Genomic DNA, 20,199 nt, shown 5'->3' with positions numbered 1-20,199 from the left:
TCGCCGTTGCCGATCCGGGCTCCCGGCAGGTCGCCGCCTACCGGGGGCTTCCCGCCGTGGCGGCCGGGTCCCCCACCAGGGACTCCGCCTCCGCCTCCCGCCGGGCCAGCTCCCGCAGCGGCCCCTCCTCGGTGATCAGCCGCGCGTACGGCCCCCGCTGCACCACCCGGCCCGCGTCGAGCACGAGCACCTCGTCCACCGCGTCGAGCCCCGCCAGCCGGTGGGTGATCAGCAGTGTCGTACGGCCCTCGGTGGCGGCCAGCAGGTCGGCGGTCAGCGCGTCCGCCGTCGGCAGGTCCAGGTGCTCGGCGGGCTCGTCGAGCACCAGGACGGGGAAGTCCGCCAGCAGCGCGCGGGCCAGCGCCAGCCGCTGCCGCTGCCCGCCGGACAGCCGCGCCCCGTGCTCGCCGACCAGCGTGTCCAGGCCGTCGGGCAGGGAGTCCACCCAGTCCAGCAGCCGGGCCCGGGCCAGGGCCTCGCGCAGGCCGGCCTCGGTGGCGTCCTTCCTGGCCAGCAGCAGGTTCTCGCGCACCGAGCTGTCGAAGAGGTGGGCGTCCTGGGCACACAGCCCGACGAGCCGCCGCACGTCGTCACCGGCCAGCGCGCAGGCGTCCACACCGGCGAGCGTGTACGAACCCGCCTCCGGGTCGAGGAACCGCAGCAGCACCTGGGCGAGGGTCGACTTGCCGGCCCCGGACGCGCCGACCACCGCGACCCGGCGGCCCCGCTCCAGGGTCAGGTCCAGCCCGGCCAGCGCCTCCCGCCGCTGTCCCGCGTACCGTGCGGTCAGCCCCTTGACGACCACCGGGAACGGCGAGGCGGGCGCCTGCCGGGGCCGCTCCGGCTCGCGTACGGGCTCGGGGGCGTCCAGGACCTCGTACACGCGCTCCGCGCTGCGCCGCACCCGCTGCCGGTGACGCACGGCGAGCGGCAGCCCGAGGACGGCCTCGAACGCGGCCAGCGGGGTCAGGACGACCACGGCCATCGCCACGCCGCCGAGCCGGCCGGCCGCCACCGCCTGGGCCCCGAGCAGCGCGGTGGCCGTGACGGTCAGCCCGGAGACGAGCGCGGTCAGCCCGTCACCGAGCCCGGTGACGGTGGCCGCGCGCGCCGCGATCCGGGTGAGGGTGCCGTCGGCTCGCCGGACCGCGGCCGTACGGCCGGGCAGCGCGCCGGCGACGGTCAGTTCCGCGGTGCCGGTGAGCAGGTCGGTCACACGGGTCGCGAGCACTCCTCGGGCGGGCGCCAGCCGCCGCTCGGTCCGCCCGGCCACGCGTGCGGTCAGCCAAGGGACACCCACGCCGGCCGCGAGCAGGCCGGCCGCGAGGGCCGCCCCGGCCTCGGGCAGCAGCCAGGCCGTGAAGCCGACGGAGGCCGCGGAGACGGCCAGGGCGACCGCGGCGGGCAGCAGCCAGCGCAGCCAGTAGTCCTGGAACGCGTCCACGTCCGCGACCAGCCGGGTGAGCAGATCACCGCGGCGCGCGGTACGCAGCCCGGCGGGCGCGAGGCGTTCCAGGCGCCGGTAGACCGCGACCCGGGTGTCGGCCAGCATCCGCAGGACGGCGTCGTGCGACACCAGCCGCTCGGCGTAGCGGAACACCGCCCGCCCGATCCCGAACGCCCGCGTGGCGGTCACGGCCACCATCAGGTACAACACCGGCGGCTGCTGCGAGGCCCGCGAGATGAGCCACCCGGAGGTCGCCATCAGCGCCACGGCGCTCCCGACGGCCAGACTCCCGAGGCCCCAGGCAAGCCCCAGCCGCCCACGCCAGGCCCCACCGCCCCGCAAGACCCGCCCGAGAACCGTCCCACCGGCCTCGGCCCCCACCGACCCGCGCCCGGTACGCCCCGTTCCTACCGGCCCGCCGACTCCGGCGGGCCCGCCGACTCCGGCGGGCCCGCCGGCCTCGGCCCCCACCGGTGCGCCAGCCGGCCCGCCCGGCCCAGCCGCCTCGGGCTCCCCCTCCAGGTCGCCGAGACGGGGGCGGGAGTCCAGGCCCCTGGTCGGCCGGCTGTCCGCCGAACGCGTCACCAGCCCGCCGCGCCCCAGCCGCACCACCCGGTCGGCCACCTCCAGCAACGCCGGGCGATGCACGACGAGCAACACGGTCCGCCCCACCGCGAGCCTCCGCACCGCGGCGACGACCTCCCGCTCGGTCACGCCGTCGAGCGCGGCCGTCGGCTCGTCCAGCAACAGCACGGGCCGGTCCGCGAGGAACGCCCGCGCCAACGCCAGCCGCTGCCGCTGCCCCGCGGACAGCCCCGCCCCGTCCTCGCCGAGCACGGTGTCGGCCCCGTCGGGCAGCGCCGTCACGAACTCCCACGCCCCCGCGTCCCGCAGCGCACGCCGTACGGCGGCGTCGTCGGCTCCGGGCCGCGCGAGCCGTACGTTCTCCGCGACGCTCCCGGCGTACAGGTGCGGTCGCTGCGGCACCCACGCGATCCGCGACCGCCACTCGGCCACGTCCAGCCCGGCGAGATCGGCTCCCCCGATCCGCACCCGGCCCTCGCTGGGCCGCACGAACCCCAGCAGCACGCCCAGCAGCGTCGACTTGCCCACTCCGCTCGGCCCCACCAGGGCGACGGTCTCCCCGGGCTCCACGCTGAAGGACACACCGGTCACGGCGTCCTCGGAGCGACCGGGATAGCGCACGGTGATGCCGTCGAAGGCCACCGCGCCCGCGGGCACCACGCCGGTACCCGGCTCCGCCACCGGCGTCTCCAGCACGGTGAAGATCTCCTCCGCGGCGGCGAGCCCCTCCGCCGCGGCGTGGTACTGCGCGCCCACTTGCCGCAGCGGCAGATACGCCTCGGGCGCCAGGACCAGGATCACCAGTCCGACGTACAGATCCATCTCGCCGTGGACCAGCCGCATCCCGATCGCCACGGCGACCAGCGCGACGGACAGCGTGGCGAGCAATTCCAGCGCGAACGAGGAGAGGAACGCGATGCGCAGCGTCCCCAGCGTGGCCTGCCGGTACTCATCGGTGATCCGCCGGATGGACGCGGCCTGCGCCTTGGCCCGGCCGAACACCTTCAGCGTGGGCAACCCCGCCACCACGTCCAGGAAGTGTCCGGACAGTCGGGACAGCAATCGCCACTGCCGGTCCATCCGGGACTGCGTCGCCCACCCGATCAGCATCATGAACAGCGGAATGAGCGGCAGGGTACCGACGATGATCGCCGCCGACACCCAGTCCTCGGTGACGATCCGGGCGAGCACCGCCACCGGCACGACCACCGCGAGCCCCAACTGCGGGAGGTAGCGCGAGAAGTAGTCGTCCAGGGCGTCGACCCCGCGTGTGGCCAGGGTGACGAGCGAGCCGGTCCGCTGTCCGCTCAGCCATCCGGGTCCCAGGGTCGCCGCCCGGTCCAGGAGCCGCCCGCGCAGTTCCGACTTCACGACCGCGCTCGCCCGGTGGGACGCGAGTTCGGTGAGCCATGCGACAACCGCCCGCCCCACGGCCACGGCCGCCAACAGCAGCAGGGGAGTGCCCAGGTCGGCAGCCGACTCCCTGTGCTGGAACGCGCCGACGACGATCTCGGCGACGAGCATCGCCTGGGCGATGACCAGCCCCGCGCCGGCGGCACCCAGGACGACGACCGCCACGAGGAAGAGCCGGGTGGCGCGGGCGTACCGCAGAAGGCGTGGATCGATTGGTTTCACGTGAAACAGGCCCTTCGGTCCTGAGGGTGTGTTCCACGTGGAACACACCCTCGGCGGACTCAGTGCGCGGTGCCGGCAGCGGCGTCGGCTGCGATGTGCTGGGTGCCGATCCGCTTGCGGAACACCCAGTAGGTCCAGCCTTGGTAGAGCAGGACGATCGGTGTGGCGATCGCCGCGCACCACGTCATGATCTTCAGGGTGTACGGGCTCGACGAGGCGTTGGTGACCGTCAGGCTCCAGTCGCTGTCGAGGGTGGACGGCATGACGTTCGGGAAGAGCGACAGGAAGAGCATCGCCACGGTGGCCACGATGGTGATGCCGGACAGTGCGAAGGCCCATCCCTCACGCCCGAGCTGATTGGCCACCAGGGCGGCCACCAGGGCGGCCACCGCCACGATCAGGGCCACCAGGCTCTTGCCGTCACCGCTGTCGGCCTGTGTCCACAACAGGAACACCAGCGCCGTGACGGCCGTGACGAGACCGACCCACCGGGCCAGTCTCCGTGCCCGCACCCGGATGTCGCCGACGGTCTTGAGCGCGGTGAACACCGCTCCGTGGAAGGTGAACAGCGTGAGCGTCACCAGTCCGCCGAGCAGGGCGTGGGGGTTGAGCAGGTCCCAGACGCTGCCGGCGTAGTCGAAGTTCCGGTCGATCCGCACGCCCCCGACGATGTTCCCGAACGCGACGCCCCACAGGAACGCCGGGAGCAGCGAGGTCCAGAAGATCGCCGTCTCCCAGTTGCGCTGCCAGTTCTCCTCCGGGCGCTTGGCCCGGTACTCGAAGGCGACGCCCCGGACGATCAGGCAGACCAGGACGAGGAGCAGGGGCACGTAGAAGCCGGAGAAGAGGGTGGCGTACCACTCCGGGAACGCGGCGAAGGTCGCGCCGCCCGCGGTGAGCAGCCACACCTCGTTGCCGTCCCAGACGGGGCCGATGGTGTTGATCAGCACCCGGCGCTCGGCCCGGTCACGCGCCAGCAGCCTGGTGAGGATCCCGACTCCGAAGTCGAAGCCCTCCAGGAAGAAGTAGCCCGTCCACAGGACGGCGATCAGGACGAACCAGACGTCGTGAAGTTCCATGACTGTTCCCTCGGCCTAGTACGAGAAGGCCATCGGCTTGTCGGCGTCACGGGTGTCGCCGCCGATCTTCGTGGGCGGGTTGAGGTCGGCCTCGGTCAGCTCCGGCGGGCCGGCCTTGACGTACTTCGCGAGCAGCTTCACCTCGACGACGGCGAGGATCGCGTACAGCGCGGTGAAGACGGTCATCGAGAGGAGGACCTCACCCTGCGAGACACCCGGGGAGACCGCGTCCCGGGTCTGGAGGACACCGTAGACGGCCCACGGCTGGCGGCCCATCTCGGTGAAGATCCAGCCCCAGGAGTTGGCGATCAGCGGGAAGGCCAGGGTCCACACCGCGATGCGCCAGTACCAGCAGGTGAGCTTCGGTCCCAGGACCTTGTCCCTGAACAGCACCAGGTGGGGCACCTCGTCGTCGCCGACCCTGAGGTGCTGCGCCAGCATGAACTTCTTGCGGGTCAGCCAGAGCCCGGCCAGGCCGATCCCGAAGGAGGCCATGCCGAAGCCGATCATCCATCGGAAGCCCCAGAAGGCGACCGGGATGTTGGGCCGGTAGTCGCCGGGCCCGAACTTCTGCTGCTCGGCCTTGTTGACGTCGTTGATGCCGGGGACGTACGAGGTGAAGTCGTCGTCGGCGAGGAAGGACAGCAGGCCGGGTATCTCCACGGCCACGGTGTTGTGGCCCTTGTCGACGTCACCGTAGGCGAAGATCGAGAACGGTGCCGGCTTCCGGCCGTCCCACAGCGCCTCGGCGGCGGCCATCTTCATCGGCTGCTGCTTGAACATGACCTTGCCGAGCACGTCACCGCTGACCGAGGTGAGCAGACCGGCGACGACCACGGTGATCAGGCCCAGCCGCAGCGAGGTCTTCATCTCGCGGATGTGCTTCTTGCGGGCCAGGTGGTAGGCGGAGATGCCCACCATGAAGGCGCCACCGGTGAGGAAGGCGGCGGACAGGGTGTGGAAGGCCTGGCTGAGGGCGGTGTTCTGGGTCAGCACGGCCCAGAAGTCGGTCAGCTCCGCCCGCCCCTTCGCCTTGTCGATCCGGTAGCCGACGGGGTGCTGCATCCAGGAGTTGGCCGCGAGGATGAAGTACGCCGACAGCACCGTTCCGATCGAGACCATCCAGATGCAGGCCAGATGGATCTTCTGCGGCAGCTTGTCCCAGCCGAAGATCCACAGGCCGATGAAGGTGGACTCGAAGAAGAAGGCGATCAGCGCCTCGAAGGCGAGTGGAGCACCGAAGATGTCGCCGACGAACCGCGAGTAGTCCGACCAGTTCATGCCGAACTGGAACTCCTGCACGATGCCGGTGACCACGCCCATCGCGATGTTGATCAGGAAGAGCTTGCCCCAGAACTTCGTCGCCCTGAGGTACTTCTCCTTCTCCGTGCGCACCCAGGCCGTCTGGAGCCCGGCCGTGAGGGCGGCCAGGGAGATCGTCAGCGGGACGAACAGGAAGTGGTAGACGGTGGTGATGCCGAACTGCCAGCGCGCCAGTGTCTCCGGCGCCAGAGCCAGGTCCACGTCGTCACTCTCCTTACTACGCCGTGGTACAGCGGCGATCTGCCCCGCTTGTCACCTACATACCGGAGCAATCGGGACTCGCTTGTGAACGCGTTCACATTCACAAGCCATTATGCACGCACTGATTTTCGGCTGCCGAAGGGGGGTCCCCCCTCCGCCTCCACGTCAGGACCTTGGCAGCTACTTCAACATCTTGTTGAATTGCCCGCCATGCAGATACGCATCTCCTGGCCCGCGGGCAACATCACCGCGACCCTCGACGCAAGCACACCGACCACCCAGGCACTCGCGAAGGCACTGCCGCTCGCTTCGACCGCACACACATGGGGCGAGGAGGTGCATTTCGCCACAGGCGTCTCTGTTTCACGTGAAACGGACGCCCGGCAGATCGTGGCACCGGGCACGGTTACCTTCTGGACGGACGGCGACGCGCTCGCCCTGCCCTTCGGCCCCACGCCGATCTCACAGGGCTGGGGGTCCCCCCGGAGCGAGTTCCGGGGGGAGTGCCGCCTCGCGAGCCCGTGCAACGTCCTCGGCAACGTGGACGGGGACCACGGCGTCCTGGCGACCGTACGCAACGGCGACCCCGTCCGTGTGGAGCTGATCGAGGAGTAGAGAACAGCGGGTGGGCTACAGCTCCCCGCGGAACGCCTCCGCGGCCTTGAGGAAGATGTCGTTCGCCTCGGTCTCCCCGACCGTCACCCGCACACCCTCGCCCGGGAACGGCCGGACCACCACACCGTGCTCCTCACATGCCTGGGCAAAGGCGACCGTACGCTCCCCCAGCCGCAGCCATACGAAATTGGCCTGCGTCTCGGGCACCGTCCAGCCCTGATCCCGCAACGCGTCGACCACGCGAGTGCGTTCACACACGAGCGAGCCGACCCGGCCCAGCAGCTCGTCCTCGGCCCGCAGCGAGGCGATCGCCGCCTCCTGCGCGAGCTGGCTCACCCCGAACGGCACCGCCGTCTTGCGCAGCGCGGCCGCCACCGGCTCATGGGCGATCGCGAAACCGACGCGCAACCCGGCGAGCCCGTACGCCTTGGAGAACGTGCGCAGGACGCAGACATTGGGCCGCTCCCGGTACAGCTCGACACCGTCGGGCACCTCGGGATCCCGGATGAACTCACGGTAGGCCTCGTCCAGCACCACCAGTACGTCACCGGGCACCCGGTCGAGGAACCGCTCCAGCTCGGCCCGCCGTACCACCGTGCCGGTCGGGTTGTTGGGGTTGCAGACGAAGATCAGCCGCGTCCGGTCGGTGATCGCGTCCGCCATCGCGTCCAGGTCGTGCACATCACCCGGCGTCAGCGGCACCTGCACCGACCGGGCACCGCTGATCTGCGCGATGATCGGATACGCCTCGAACGACCGCCAGGCGTAGATCACCTCGTCGCCCGGCCCGCTGGTGGCCTGCACCAGCTGCTGGGCGACCCCGACCGAGCCGGTGCCGGTGGCCAGGTGGGAGAGCGGGACGCCGAAGCGGTCCGACAGCTCGTTCACCAGCCCGGTGCAGGCCATGTCCGGGTAGCGGTTGAAGGTGCAGGCCGCCGCGGTCACGCTCTCCAGCACACCGGGCAGCGGCGGGTACGGATTCTCGTTGGAGGACAGCTTGTAGGCGACCGGTCCGCCGGTCGCCGCCGGCTTGCCCGGCTTGTAGGTGGGGATCCCCTCCAGCTCGGCGCGCAGCTTGGGGTTCGTCTCGCTCACCGCAGTCCTCCTCGCGACCACCGGCGGACCATCGACGCCGCCGGCTTCCCATACTCCTCACCTTAAGAGGATTCGGCGCCCCTGCGTACAGGCGCGGGACGAGCAGGTGTGCGAGTGCGGCCCGCGATCAGGACGAACCCCCGCCCGGCCCGGCGGCATCCCGGGCATCACCGTACGAAGGCGTGCGTTTCGGGGGGCGCGCCGTACATATATCTACGCGCCCGTGGCTCGCGCCGTGGCGCGCGTCCCCCATGAAGGTGAGTTGAGACCTCTTCGAGACATCGGACCCTCGGCAGGTCCATCCGCTTCGACAGGTCACGTCGTACCATTGAATCGGGCAACTACCTTGGTTTCCAAGGGAGTTGACTCCGTATGACCATGCAGAAACGTGCCCGTCAACGCGTGCATATGCGTCCGCACTACCCCACCGCATGAGCCCTACTATCGGCTCGCCATGACAGCAGCAGGGAAGCACCAGGTGAGCCGCGCGGAAACCTCGCGTCGAGGCAACCGGCCCGGTCGGGCCGGCATCAGAGACGTCGCCGCAGCAGCCGGGGTCTCCATCACGACCGTCTCCGACGCCCTCAACGGCAAGGGCAGGCTGCCGGACGCCACCCGCCGCCATGTCCGCGAGGTCGCCGACCGGCTGGGGTACCGCCCCTCGGCCGCCGCCCGCACCCTCCGTACCGGCAAGTCCGGGCTGATCGGCCTGACCGTGACGACCTACGGGGATGAACCTTTCACCTTCACCGAGTTCGCCTACTTCGCGGAGATGGCCCGGGCCGCCACCTCGGCCGCGCTCGCCCGCGGCTACGCCCTGGTCATCCTGCCCGCGACGTCACGCCACGACGTCTGGTCGAACGTGGCCCTCGACGGCACGATCGTCATCGACCCCTCCGACCAGGATCCCGTGGTCAGCGAACTGGTGCGGCAGGGACTGCCCGTCGTCTCCGACGGCCGCCCGGCCGGCGCGCTCCCCGTCACCGCCTGGGTCGACAACGACCACGCCGCCGCCGTACTCGACATCCTGGACCACCTCGCCGACTCGGGCGCCCGCCGCATCGGCCTGCTCACCGGCACCTCGACGGACACGTACACCCACCTGTCGACCTCCGCCTACCTGCGCTGGTGCGAACGGGTCGGCCAGGAACCTGTCTACGAGGCCTACCCGGCGCACGACCCGTGCGCGGGCACCGTCGCCGCCGACCGGCTGCTCGCCCGTCCCGACCGCCCCGACGCCGTCTACGGCCTGTTCGACCCCAACGGCACCGACCTGCTCGCCGCCGCCCGCCGCTACGGGCTGCGCGTCCCCGAGGACCTGCTGGTGGTGTGTTGCAGCGAGTCGGCGGTCTACGCCGGCACCGAACCGCCCATCACCACCCTCTCCCTGAAGCCACGCCGCATCGGCACGGCGGTCGTGCAACTGCTCATCGACGCCATCGAGGGTGTCCAGGGCGACCGGCCGGTGGAGCAGGTGATACCGACCGAGCTGATCGTGCGCACCTCGTCCCAGCGACGTCCGCCGCGCACGACGGTCAGCCCGCCCCGGACGCCGGACGACACGTGACGCCGAAGCAGCACCGCGGGCGCCCGGGGGGACGGGGAGTCCGGCACGCCCCGACGGGGTCCGGGCCGGCGGACGCGTGACCGGCCGGCCCTCCGGTCGCCCGACAGCCTGCCGAACACCTGCCCAAACGGGGCGAAAGCCGCGGTGAACCGGAGTCTTGTTCCGATTCACCACCCCTGGGTCATCACATGGCGCTACGCGCATTCCTATGATGGGCCCACGACACCGCGGACCGCTGCGACCAGGCAGTCCGAAGCGGTGCAGATGCGGCGCGATGGTGGAGGGGTCTGATGACTCAGGGGGCCGGTCAGGGACCCGAGGTGGAGCGGACGGCGACGCTACGCGACTTCCGGGTACCCGCGTACGTCCATGAGGCCGCTCCGTACGTCCACGGCATCCACCCGGACGACGCCGAACCGCCCGCCGACGAGGCGTACCCGGAGGGGTACACCCCGACCCGGCGGGACCTGCCGGTCATCGGCCCCGGTGACACCCTCCAGGTCCCCGTCGAGCCGGCCACCGCCGCCCCGGCACCGCAGCCCGTCCCCGGTCCCGGACCGCTGTACGTCGTCGGTGACGTCCACGGCTACCTCGACGAACTGATGACCGCCCTACAGGCGCAGGGCCTGGTCGACGCCTCGGGCCAGTGGTGCGCCGGCACCTCCCGGCTGTGGTTCCTCGGCGACTTCACCGACCGCGGCCCCGACGGCATCGGCGTCATCGACCTCGTCATGCGGCTGTCCGCCGAGGCCGCCGCGGCCGGCGGCTACTGCAAGGCCCTCATGGGCAACCACGAGCTGCTGCTGCTCGGCGCCAAGCGGTTCGGCGACACCCCCGTCAACTCCGGCGCGGGCACCGCCACCTTCCAGGCGGCCTGGCTGCTGAACGGCGGCCAGAAGACCGACATGGACCGCCTCCAGGACCACCATCTCCAGTGGATGGCCCGTCTCGACGCCGTCGAGGAGGTCGACGGCTATCTGCTCCTCCACTCCGACACCACCGCCTATCTCGACTACGGCGACTCGATCGAGGCGGTCAACGACACCATCCGCGAGGCTCTGACCCGCAACGACGCCGACGAGGTCTGGGATCTGTTCCGCAAGTTCACCAAGCGCTTCTCCTTCCGTGACGAGGGCGGTGCCGACGCCGTACGCTCCCTCCTCGATACGTACGGCGGCACCCGGGTGGTTCACGGGCACAGCCCGATTCCCTACCTCCTCGGTGAGGTCGGTTCCGAGGAGGACGAGGACGGCGCCGGCCCGGCCGTCGAGGGACCGCACGTGTACGCCGACGGCCTCGCCATCGCCATGGACGGCGGAGTGACCATGGCCGGAAAGCTACTCGTCCAGCAACTTCCCCTGGGCGGCTGACCGTTCTCCGTGCACGAGTCACCCGGCCGTGAAAGCGCAGGCCGGAACGCAATTTCCGGCAACCCCTGTCACCGCGCGCCGTGCCGGCTCTACCATCGGCTTATCCGTAGCAGGCTCCCCTCCGTTTCTGCCCGACGGCTCGCCGGCGTGCGAGCCCCAGCCCTACGGAGCACCGGGGGATGCACATGAACAGCGTTCCGCAGCACCTTCAGAGCGAGGACCGCCAGGATTTCGAGCGGCTCCTCGATGAGGCGCTGCGCTCCGCACCCGACCGGCCGGAACTGGCCGCTGTGGGTCAGCGGCTCAATCCCGAACAACTGCGCACCATGGCACGAAGCGCCAGCGCCGTGATCACGGCAGCCGCGGCGGCCGAGTACCAGCACTACGTCAAGGTCCGCGACGAACTGCGTCACCCGGCCTTGTCCGTCCAGCCCGCCGCCGGCGGCCCCGGCGCGGCGGAACCGGATCCGGACGCCACGAACCTCGCCACCGCCCTCGGGGAGGCCGCCGAGAGCACCGGCGCGGGCGCCGTCGCCGTCATCGCCGTCCTAGCTCCCCTCCTCTCCGGGAGCGCGGCCGTCCTCTTCCTCCTCGTCGGCTACCTCCTGAAGGTGCTGGATCCCGGGCAGACCTTCGCCCGGACCATGCTCACCACCGGCTGGGTGTTCGGCGCTCTCACGGCGGCCGGGATCCTCGTCGCCGCCGTCGGGCTGCTGCTCACCGCCCTGCGCAACAGCACCTCGGCGGAGGCCCGCGCCCAGGAGGCGGCGCACGAGGAGCTGGCCGGGGCCAGAGAGGCGTGGCGGGAGGCGCTGCTGGAGCGCGGCATCCTGCCGTTCCTGCGGGAGGCGCTCACCGAACCGGGTCCGCCCGCCGTGCGCCGTACGGCCCCGCCCGCCCCGACGACCGGCCGCATCCCGCGTCTGGGCTACGACCGTCCCGGCTTCAGCAGCCCCGGGGACGACGGCACCCCGAGCGGCCGCCCCAGTTTCACCAGCCCCGACTACACGAGCCCGGACTACGGCGGCCCGGAGCACCAGCCCGACTGACCGCACCCGCGGCAGTCCGGCCCCGCGCGCCGGACGACTCCGGCCCACCGCGCCGGCCGTCCCCTCAAGGGCCCGGCCGGCGCGGCACGTTCACCGCGCCTCTCAGTCGGCGACCGGCAGGTAGACCCGGTTGCCCGCCGCCGCGAACTCCTGCGACTTCTGGGCCATGCCCTGCTCGATCTCGGCCCGGTCGCCGCCGTGCTCGCGCCGGATGTCCTGCGAGATCTTCATGCTGCAGAACTTCGGCCCGCACATGGAGCAGAAGTGGGCCGTCTTGGCGGGTTCCGCGGGCAGGGTCTCGTCGTGGAACTCCCGTGCCGTGTCCGGGTCCAGGGCGAGGTTGAACTGGTCCTCCCACCGGAACTCGAAACGGGCGTCCGACAGCGCGTCGTCCCACTCCTGAGCGCCCGGGTGCCCCTTGGCCAGGTCTGCCGCGTGCGCGGCGATCTTGTAGGTGATGACACCGGTCTTGACGTCGTCCCGGTTGGGCAGGCCCAGGTGCTCCTTGGGCGTGACGTAGCAGAGCATCGCCGTGCCCCACCAAGCGATCATCGCGGCACCGATGCCGGAGGTGATGTGGTCGTACGCCGGCGCGACGTCCGTGGTGAGCGGGCCGAGCGTATAGAACGGAGCTTCATCACAGATCTCCTGCTGAAGGTCGATGTTCTCCTTGATCTTGTGCATCGGGACATGCCCGGGGCCCTCGATCATCGTCTGTACCTGAAAGCGCCTGGCGACGCGGTTGAGTTCCCCGAGCGTCCTCAGTTCCGCGAACTGCGCCTCGTCGTTGGCGTCCGCGATCGAACCGGGCCTGAGCCCGTCGCCCAGCGAGTACGTGACGTCGTAGGCGGCGAGAATCTCGCACAACTCTTCGAAGTTCTCGTACAGGAACGACTCCTTGTGGTGCGCCAGGCACCACGCGGCCATGATGGAACCTCCGCGCGACACGATGCCCGTCTTGCGGTTGGCGGTGAGCGGGACGTACGGCAGCCGGACGCCCGCGTGGACGGTCATGTAGTCCACGCCCTGCTCGGCCTGCTCGATGACGGTGTCCTTGTAGATCTCCCAGGTCAGTTCCTCGGCCCGGCCGTCGACCTTTTCCAGGGCCTGGTACAGCGGCACCGTGCCGATGGGGACGGGGGAGTTGCGCAGCACCCACTCACGGGTGGTGTGGATGTTGCGGCCGGTCGAGAGGTCCATGACCGTGTCGGCGCCCCAGCGGGTCGCCCAGGTCATCTTCTCGACCTCCTCCTCGATGGAGGACGTCACCGCGGAGTTGCCGATGTTGGCGTTCACCTTCACCAGGAACCGCTTGCCGATGATCATCGGCTCGATCTCCGGGTGGTTGACGTTGGCCGGCAGCACGGCCCGGCCTGCCGCGATCTCCTCGCGGACCACCTCGGGAGAGACGTTCTCCCGGATGGCCACGAACTCCATCTCCGGCGTGATCTCGCCTCGTCGGGCATAGGCGAGCTGCGTCACCGGCCGGTCGCTCCGGCCGCGCCGCGGCTGGCGCGGGCGCCCGGGGAAGACCGCGTCCAGGTTGCGCAGCCCGCCGCGCGGCGAGGTGTGCCGGAGCCCGTCGTCCTCGGGACGGACAGGACGGCCCGCGTACTCCTCGGTGTCACCGCGGGCGATGATCCAGTTCTCCCGCAGCGGTGACAGGCCCCTGCGGACGTCCGTATCGGCGAGCGGATCGGTGTACGGCCCCGACGTGTCGTACAGCGTGACCGACTCCCCGTTGGTGAGGTGCACCTGACGGACCGGCACGCGCAGGTCGGGGCGCGAGCCCTCGACGTACGCCTTGTGCCAGCCGATGGACTTCCCGGCCTCGTCGGACTTCTCGTCCCGAACGGAGGCAGGCGTGCGTGCGTCCTTGTTGGTCATCGGACCTACTCCCTACGCCGGCATTACCCGGTAACAGGTTCGGCGGTCGACGCAGCGATTCCCGTGTGCCGATGTCCTGCGTGGGACCTGTTGGTTCCACGTGAAACATCGCGTCTACGGAGGTCAGCGCCCTCTCAGCCCGGTGCTCCGAGCTCCCGCGTGTGCAAAGGTGTCTCCACGCTAGCGGCATGGGGGGCGCGGTGAACAGTGGGCCCCCACCGTTCTTGCGATGATCGGGCGGTGACCAGGATGGAGCAGTACCCCCACCAGCCGCCCGATCCGCCCAGCCGAGACGGCCCGGGACAGGGCAACGCGCACGGCCACGGAACCGGTGCGGGCGGGCATCACGGTCCCGCGCACGACCACGGAGCCAGGGAAGGCGGCCACCACGGTCACGCGCACGGCCACGGCCCGGCCGCGCCGGTCTCCCAGCACTTGCGGAAGGTGATCGCGGCGATCCTGATCCCCTTCACCGTGGCGGTCGTCGTCGGCCTCGCGGTGCTCTGGCCCGGCGGAGCCCCGCCCCACTCGCGCACCGGCGTCGGTTTCGACCGGCAGACCCAGCAGGCCACGGTCATCCGGGTCACCGAGGTCAGCTGCGCGTCGGTGAACGCGTCGGGCGGCGCCCCGGCCGGCGCCCCCTCCGCCACCGGCGGCGCCCCCGCGAAGCAGGCGGGCGGCAAAACCTGCAAGAAGGCGACCGTCCGCGTCGACACCGGCGAGGACACAGGCCGTACGTTCACCGAGATCGTGCAGCCGGACCAGACTCGGCAGTTGCACCGGGACGAGAAGGTCGTCGTCGCCTACGAGCCTTCGGCACCGAAGAACCTCCAGTACTCGGTGACCGATGTGAACCGGACGTTCCCCATGGCGTTGCTCGCGGGGATCTTCGCCGTGGCCGTCGTCGTGGTCGGCCGGCTGCGCGGTCTCATGGCTCTGGTCGCCCTGGCGGTGAGCTTCCTCGTGCTGACCCTGTTCATCCTGCCCGCCATCCTCCAGGGCTCCGATCCGCTGGTCGTGGCCGTGGTGGGAGCGAGCGCCATCATGCTGATCGCGCTGTACATGTGCCATGGCCTGTCCGCCCGCACGTCGGTGGCGGTGCTCGGCACGCTGATCTCCCTGTCGCTGATCGGCCTGCTCGGCTCGCTGTTCATCGGCTGGTCCGCGCTGACCGGCAACACGGACGACAACACCGGTCTGATCCACGGCCTGTATCCGTCGATCGACATGAGCGGTCTGCTGCTGGCCGGCGTCATCATCGGCTCGCTCGGCGTCCTGGACGACGTGACGGTGACGCAGACGTCGGCGGTCTGGGAACTGCACGAGGCGAACCCGGCGATGGGCTGGCGGGGGCTGTACCGGGCGGCCATCCGGATCGGCCGAGATCACATCGCCTCCGTGGTCAACACGCTGGTGCTCGCCTACGCCGGCGCCGCGCTGCCGCTGCTGCTGCTGTTCTCGATCGCGCAGAGCAGCGTGGGGACCGTGGCGGACAGCGAACTGGTGGCCGAGGAGATCGTGCGCACGCTGGTGGGCTCGATCGGCCTGGTCGCCTCGGTGCCGGTCACCACCGCGCTGGCCGCGCTGGTGGTCTCGGCCGACCGGTCGGGAGCGGCTGACCCGGTGCCTGCCGGGGGGCGTCCCGCACCGGCGCGCGGCGGCCGGGGCCGGCGCCGGAAGCGGTGAACGCGACGTGGGGTGGGGCGGTGGTGCCGTCCACCGGGTGCAGAAGCGTTCCTGCACGGAGGCGGACGAGATGACGGTGCGTCGGTGCCTCGTATCGTGACGCTTCAGCCGGCGCTCTGTTCCTCGGCCAGGATGCGGTCCAGCGCCTCGTCGAGATGAGCGTCGAAGTCCGCCAGCGCACCCTCCTGACCGAGCGGCACGAGCTTGTCCGTCCGGTCGAGGAAGGCCACCAGCGGCGGCGCCGACGAACGGAACAGCGCCTGGTCCCCGCCCACCTGAAGCCGGATCAGCACTTCGCCCAGCACCTCGGAATCGGCTGGAGCGATGCGCACATCACCCTCCCCGCAGGGCCGCCCGACCCCGTCGATCAACAGCTCGCGCCCGAAGGCCCAGGTCACCGGGGCGTCACCGGGCAGGTGAAAGGTGAGCCGCACCGCGTACGGATCACAGGTCTCGTAGCGCAGCTCCACCGGGATGCGGAAGGAGAGCTCCTCCGACACGAGAAAGCTCATCATGACTTCTGCCTGTACGGACTCGCGCATCGCCTACCCCGTCATATGACATCGACTGGCCGGGATTGATCCCTCTAGCCATGGTCAAATCTTGCTGAAAGTACGCAATAGATCACAAGGAGTAAGTTTTCACATGCTGATAGAGAGCGTGAGCGAGCCGACGTGCCGCCCGATCTCCGCCTGGAGCCGGCGGGCGGCGGGCAGCAGCCGGTCGGCCCGCTGGACGGGCAGGGAGATGGCCATGGTGGCCGCGGTCGTGCCGACCGTGATGGGGACCGCCGCGCAGACCGTCCCGAGCGCGTACTCCTGACGCTCCACCGTCAGTTCCATGCGCCGGGTGCGGGCCAGTCGCCGCAGCAGCGCGCCGTGGTCCCGCACGGTGTAGGGCGTGAGGGGTTCGGCCGGGTAGTGGGCGAGGTGGTCGCGCCGGGCGTCCTCGTCCAGCTGGGACAGCAGGCACTGTCCGATGGCATGGGCGTGGCCGGTCTCACGGAAGTCGGCCCACTCCTCGACCGCGGGTGCCTCGCGCGAGTCGGAGACGCACATCACGTCGATCTCGCCGTCCCGGTACATCGCGTAGTACACCGGTACACCGATCGAATCACGCCAGTGCGCGAGCATGTCCGCCACCGAGCTGCGACGTTTCTGCTGTGCTCCGCTGCTCGCGAGCCGCGCGGCGGCGTCACCGAGGAAGAACAGCCCCTTCTCGCGGTACAGGTAGCCCTCGTGCACAAGGGTGCGCAGCAGGTGGTACGTCGTGGGCAGCGCCAGGCCCGTCTCCCGGGCGAGCTGCTTGGCGGGGGCACCGTACGGGCGGGCGGCGACGGCCTCGAGCAGGCGCATGGCGCGCTGGACGGATCCGATGAGCGTCGCACCGGCCGGGGGCCCCGGGGCAGCGGACGTGGGCCGGCCGGGGACGGAGGCGGACGTGGGCCGGCCGGGGACGGAGGCGGACGTGGGCCGGCCGGGGACGGCCAGGGGGGCCGGTCGCTGAAGGGGCGGCGCGCACGAGCGCGGGGGGACGGGGGGTGCGTGGGGTTCTGCCGGTGCGGTGTCGACCGTGGCCAAGGGGTACTCCCGTAGCGCGAGGGGCAGCCCGTGCGGGGAAGAGCACGGAGGGGGGTCTGCGCCACCCACGGAGCCGGATCCCGTGGGGAGTTCCGGACTCTAACCGTCGGCCACCGCGCGCAGACGGCTCCTGGGAAAACTTCCCTCCCCCGAGGGAACCGGTGGCCCCCTCACCGGCCGCCGGGCCCCCTCGGTCTCACCAGTCGCTGCGCGACGAGGAGCTCGCCGTGAACTTGCGTATGACGTAGACCAGTCCGCCGACCAGGGCGACGAAGACCAGCGCCTTGAACAGCAGGCCGATCACGAACCCGACGACGGTCGCTATCAGGCCGCCGAACACGACCAGGGCGATGACCGGCACCGCGACCCACTTCACCCACCACGGCATACCCGTGAAGATCTCCCGCATCGTCCTCGTCCCTCGTGTTTCATGCGCTGTTGATGTCCTGCACCCGATGCTAGGGCCGCGAAAGGGCCGCACGGGGGCCGCGCATCCCTTGTCCTCCCCTGATCCGTCCCCTAGGGAGTCCGGGGTGCGGGCTCACGCCTCGGGCGGAGAGAACACGACGAGAACCCTGAGGTCCTCGCTGATGTGGTGGAACCTGTGCGGCACTCCGGCCGGCACGTACACGATGCTGCCCCGCGCCACCTCCGTCGTCTGCGGACCGACCGTGATCGACGCCCGGCCGCTGACGACGAAGTACACCTCGTCCTGGTGATGGGGCTTCTGCGGGTCGTGCTCACCCGCGTCGAGGGCGTACAGGCCGACCGACATGTTCCGCTCGCGCAGGAACTGAAGGTAGGCACCCTCATGGGCGGCGCGCTCCGCCTCCAGTTCGTCCAGCCGGAATGACTTCATCGCCGTCGCCTTCGCCTCACTGTTCACGGTGCCCCTGCTCGCCGACCGCAAGGTCTGCCACGATCAGACACATGAAGAATTTCGTAGTCAAGACGATCGCCAACGCGGGCGCCCTGGCGGTCGCCGTGTGGCTGCTCGACAAGATCACCCTCACGGGTGACAACACCGCGGAGAAGGCCGGCACGCTGATCGTCGTCGCGCTGATCTTCGGCCTGGTGAACTGGCTGGTCAAGCCGGTTGTGAAGCTACTCACCCTGCCGCTGTTCATCCTGACCCTCGGCCTGATCACCCTGGTCGTCAACGCGCTGATGCTGCTGCTGACCTCCTGGCTGTGCGGCAAGCTCGACCTGAGCTTCCACGTGGAGGGCTTCTGGACGGCCGTGCTCGGCGGCCTGATCATCTCGCTCGTCTCCTGGGCACTGCACGTCGTCCTGCCCGACGAGGACTGAGTCCGCCATGACCTACCGCGTCTGCTTCGTGTGCACCGGCAACATCTGCCGCTCCCCGATGGCCGAGTCCGTCTTCCGCGCGCGCGTGGCGGAGGCCGGGCTCGAGGGCCTGGTGGCGGTCGACAGCGCCGGCACCGACAGCTGGCACGAGGGCGAGCAGGCCGACCCGCGCACCATCTCGGTCCTGGAGGAACACGGTTACGGCGGTGAGCACGTCGCCCGTCGGTTCGAGCCGTCGTGGTTCGCCCGTCTCGACCTCGTGATCGCCCTCGACTCCGGTCACCTCAGGGCCCTGCGCCGCCTGGCGCCGACCGGGGCGGAGGCGCGCAAGGTCCGCCTGCTCCGCTCGTACGATCCCGCCGCCGGCGACGACCTCGACGTACCCGATCCGTACTACGGACACCGGGACGGCTTCGAGCGGTGTCTTGAGATGGTGGAGGCGGCGAGCACGGGACTGCTCGCCGCCGTACGAGAAGAGCTGGAGGGACGGGCCGCATGAGCGACGCCACGAAGGACGAGGGTTATACCGGGGACGGCACGCGCGCGGTACGGGCCGGGCTGCCCGAGCCGGTCAAGCACGAGCCGACCCTGCCCGGCCCGGTGTTCGCGGCCCATTTCCATCTGCCCGGCGAGGTGACGGGACCGTACGCGTACGGCCGTGACGACAATCCGACCTGGACGCTGCTGGAGCGCGCGGTCGGTGAGCTGGAGGCGCCCGGGCGGGAGGACGCCGAGACTCTGGTGTTCGCCTCCGGCATGGCGGCGATCTCCGCTGTGCTGTTCTCCCAGCTGCGCGCGGGTGACGCGGTCGTGCTGCCGTCCGACGGCTACCAGGTGCTGCCGATGGTGGGCGCCCAGCTGGAGGCGTACGGCATCGAGGTGCGCACCGCGCCGACCGGCGGCGACGCGCAGCTGGACGTGCTCGACGGCGCCCGGCTGCTGTGGATCGAGTCCCCGTCGAATCCGGGGCTCGACGTCTGCGACATCCGGCGGCTCGCGGAGGCGGCACACGCGCGGGGCGCTCTGGTGGCCGTCGACAACACCCTCGCCACCCCGCTCGGGCAGCGCCCGCTGGAGCTGGGCGCCGACTTCTCCGTGGCCAGCGGCACCAAGCAGCTGACCGGCCACGGTGACGTCCTGCTGGGTTACGTCACCGGCCGGAACTCCGAGGCGATGGCCGCCGTACGCCGCTGGCGCAAGATCGTCGGGGCCATCTCGGGACCCATGGAGGCCTGGCTCGCGCACCGGTCCATCGCCACGCTCCAGATGCGTGTCGACCGGCAGGACGCCACCGCGCTCACCCTCGCCGAGACCTTGCGGCAGCGGCCCGAGATCTCCGGTCTGCGCTATCCGGGGCTGCCCGACGACCCCTCGCACAAGATCGCCGCGCAGCAGATGCGCCGTTACGGCTGTGTCGTCTCCTTCACGCTGCCCACGCGCGCGCGTGCCGAGCGTTTTCTCGAGGCTCTGCACCTGGTGGAGGACGCGACCAGCTTCGGCGGGGTGCGGTCCACCGCCGAGCGCCGCCGCCGCTGGGGCGGGGACGCGGTACCGGACGGTTTCATCCGGATGTCCGTGGGTGCCGAGGACCCCGAGGACCTCGTGACCGACGTCCTGCGCGCTTTGGACGAGTCCGCGGACTGAGCCGGAGAGCCCGGGCCTCGGGCGGCATGCCGGGCAGGCCTTGATGACGGTCCGAGCCTCCCCCCCTCGTGGCTCGGACCGTCTGCGGTTCCGCGCAAGAAGAGCCGCGCGAACAAGGCTAGTTGACT

The 20,199-nt window shown here is 70.8% G+C and carries 17 protein-coding genes and 1 riboswitch; of the genes, 8 read left to right on the top strand and 9 right to left on the bottom strand.

Annotation, left to right across the window (positions count from 1 at the left end):
* Positions 1-37: 37 nt before the first annotated feature.
* From cydD to ABZ117_RS10180, 3 genes are read right to left on the bottom strand one after another with little or no spacing between them, the layout of a single operon-like run.
* A complete protein-coding gene (gene cydD, locus ABZ117_RS10190; RefSeq protein ID WP_356819175.1) occupies positions 38-3,667 on the bottom strand; it encodes a thiol reductant ABC exporter subunit CydD in 3,630 nt (1,209 codons plus the stop codon).
* 59 nt (positions 3,668-3,726) lie between these two features.
* The gene (gene cydB, locus ABZ117_RS10185) at positions 3,727-4,746 is read right to left on the bottom strand and encodes a cytochrome d ubiquinol oxidase subunit II (RefSeq protein WP_356819173.1); all 1,020 of its coding nucleotides are present in this window, start codon (positions 4,744-4,746) and stop codon (positions 3,727-3,729) included.
* Positions 4,747-4,761: 15 nt separating this feature from the next.
* Entirely contained in the window at positions 4,762-6,270 is a 1,509-nt protein-coding gene (locus ABZ117_RS10180) for a cytochrome ubiquinol oxidase subunit I (RefSeq protein WP_356819171.1), read from the bottom strand.
* Between the two features lie 210 nt (positions 6,271-6,480).
* On the opposite strand from ABZ117_RS10180, the gene ABZ117_RS10175 reads away from it, so the two are divergent.
* Positions 6,481-6,885, top strand: a complete 405-nt coding sequence (locus ABZ117_RS10175) for a cyclophilin-like family protein (RefSeq protein ID WP_356819169.1) — start codon at positions 6,481-6,483, stop codon at positions 6,883-6,885.
* Positions 6,886-6,900: 15 nt separating this feature from the next.
* On the opposite strand, the gene hisC is transcribed toward ABZ117_RS10175, so the two are convergent.
* Positions 6,901-7,980 (bottom strand): histidinol-phosphate transaminase, encoded by a 1,080-nt coding sequence (gene hisC, locus ABZ117_RS10170; RefSeq protein WP_356819168.1) that lies wholly within the window; start codon positions 7,978-7,980, stop codon positions 6,901-6,903.
* Positions 7,981-8,434: 454 nt separating this feature from the next.
* Between hisC and ABZ117_RS10165 the strand changes: the two genes are divergently transcribed.
* The 3 genes from ABZ117_RS10165 to ABZ117_RS10155 all read left to right on the top strand — a co-directional run bounded on the left by ABZ117_RS10165 (position 8,435) and on the right by ABZ117_RS10155 (position 11,966).
* Entirely contained in the window at positions 8,435-9,547 is a 1,113-nt protein-coding gene (locus ABZ117_RS10165; RefSeq protein WP_356819166.1) for a LacI family DNA-binding transcriptional regulator, read from the top strand.
* A 290-nt stretch (positions 9,548-9,837) separates the two neighbouring features.
* A complete protein-coding gene (locus tag ABZ117_RS10160) occupies positions 9,838-10,917 on the top strand; it encodes a metallophosphoesterase (protein WP_356819165.1) in 1,080 nt (359 codons plus the stop codon).
* Between the two features lie 179 nt (positions 10,918-11,096).
* Positions 11,097-11,966 carry a hypothetical protein gene (locus ABZ117_RS10155; RefSeq protein ID WP_356819163.1) on the top strand — a complete coding sequence of 290 codons (870 nt, stop codon included), beginning with the start codon at positions 11,097-11,099 and terminating at the stop codon, positions 11,964-11,966.
* A gap of 102 nt (positions 11,967-12,068) precedes the next feature.
* On the opposite strand, the gene thiC is transcribed toward ABZ117_RS10155, so the two are convergent.
* Entirely contained in the window at positions 12,069-13,853 is a 1,785-nt protein-coding gene (thiC, locus tag ABZ117_RS10150; protein WP_356819162.1) for a phosphomethylpyrimidine synthase ThiC, read from the bottom strand.
* Positions 13,846-14,022, bottom strand: a riboswitch (TPP riboswitch). Its footprint overlaps the gene before it by 8 nt.
* Before the next feature lie 71 nt (positions 14,023-14,093).
* Between thiC and ABZ117_RS10145 the strand changes: the two genes are divergently transcribed.
* The gene (locus ABZ117_RS10145) at positions 14,094-15,539 is read left to right on the top strand and encodes a YibE/F family protein (protein ID WP_356819160.1); all 1,446 of its coding nucleotides are present in this window, start codon (positions 14,094-14,096) and stop codon (positions 15,537-15,539) included.
* A gap of 104 nt (positions 15,540-15,643) precedes the next feature.
* Here ABZ117_RS10145 and ABZ117_RS10140 read toward each other — a convergent pair whose 3' ends face one another.
* From ABZ117_RS10140 to ABZ117_RS10125, 4 genes are all read right to left on the bottom strand, one after another.
* Positions 15,644-16,081 (bottom strand): SsgA family sporulation/cell division regulator, encoded by a 438-nt coding sequence (locus ABZ117_RS10140; RefSeq protein ID WP_356819159.1) that lies wholly within the window; start codon positions 16,079-16,081, stop codon positions 15,644-15,646.
* Between the two features lie 99 nt (positions 16,082-16,180).
* Complete coding sequence (locus ABZ117_RS10135; protein WP_356819383.1) at positions 16,181-16,915, bottom strand: IclR family transcriptional regulator C-terminal domain-containing protein; 735 nt, start codon at positions 16,913-16,915, stop codon at positions 16,181-16,183.
* Between the two features lie 400 nt (positions 16,916-17,315).
* Positions 17,316-17,528 (bottom strand): DUF5326 family protein, encoded by a 213-nt coding sequence (locus ABZ117_RS10130; protein ID WP_356819157.1) that lies wholly within the window; start codon positions 17,526-17,528, stop codon positions 17,316-17,318.
* Between the two features lie 132 nt (positions 17,529-17,660).
* Positions 17,661-17,978, bottom strand: coding sequence for a cupin domain-containing protein (locus tag ABZ117_RS10125; RefSeq protein WP_356819155.1), 318 nt, complete (start codon positions 17,976-17,978; stop codon positions 17,661-17,663).
* Positions 17,979-18,049: 71 nt separating this feature from the next.
* Here ABZ117_RS10125 and ABZ117_RS10120 point away from each other — a divergent pair, with 71 nt between their 5' ends.
* From ABZ117_RS10120 to ABZ117_RS10110, 3 genes are read left to right on the top strand one after another with little or no spacing between them, the layout of a single operon-like run.
* Positions 18,050-18,427 carry a phage holin family protein gene (locus ABZ117_RS10120; RefSeq protein WP_356819153.1) on the top strand — a complete coding sequence of 126 codons (378 nt, stop codon included), beginning with the start codon at positions 18,050-18,052 and terminating at the stop codon, positions 18,425-18,427.
* Positions 18,428-18,434: 7 nt separating this feature from the next.
* A complete protein-coding gene (locus ABZ117_RS10115; RefSeq protein ID WP_356819151.1) occupies positions 18,435-18,926 on the top strand; it encodes a low molecular weight protein-tyrosine-phosphatase in 492 nt (163 codons plus the stop codon).
* Positions 18,923-20,071: a cystathionine gamma-lyase gene (locus ABZ117_RS10110; RefSeq protein ID WP_356819149.1), complete on the top strand. Its 1,149-nt coding sequence runs from the start codon at positions 18,923-18,925 to the stop codon at positions 20,069-20,071. Before ABZ117_RS10115 ends, ABZ117_RS10110 begins: the two co-directional genes overlap by 4 nt.
* The last annotated feature ends 128 nt before the right edge of the window (positions 20,072-20,199 follow it).

The sequence above is a fragment of the Streptomyces sp. NPDC006309 genome, assembly GCF_040613095.1.
Classification (GTDB): Bacteria; Actinomycetota; Actinomycetes; order Streptomycetales; family Streptomycetaceae; genus Streptomyces.
Note: the sequence above shows the minus strand (reverse complement) of the source record. Positions and strands in the feature narration are given on the sequence as shown.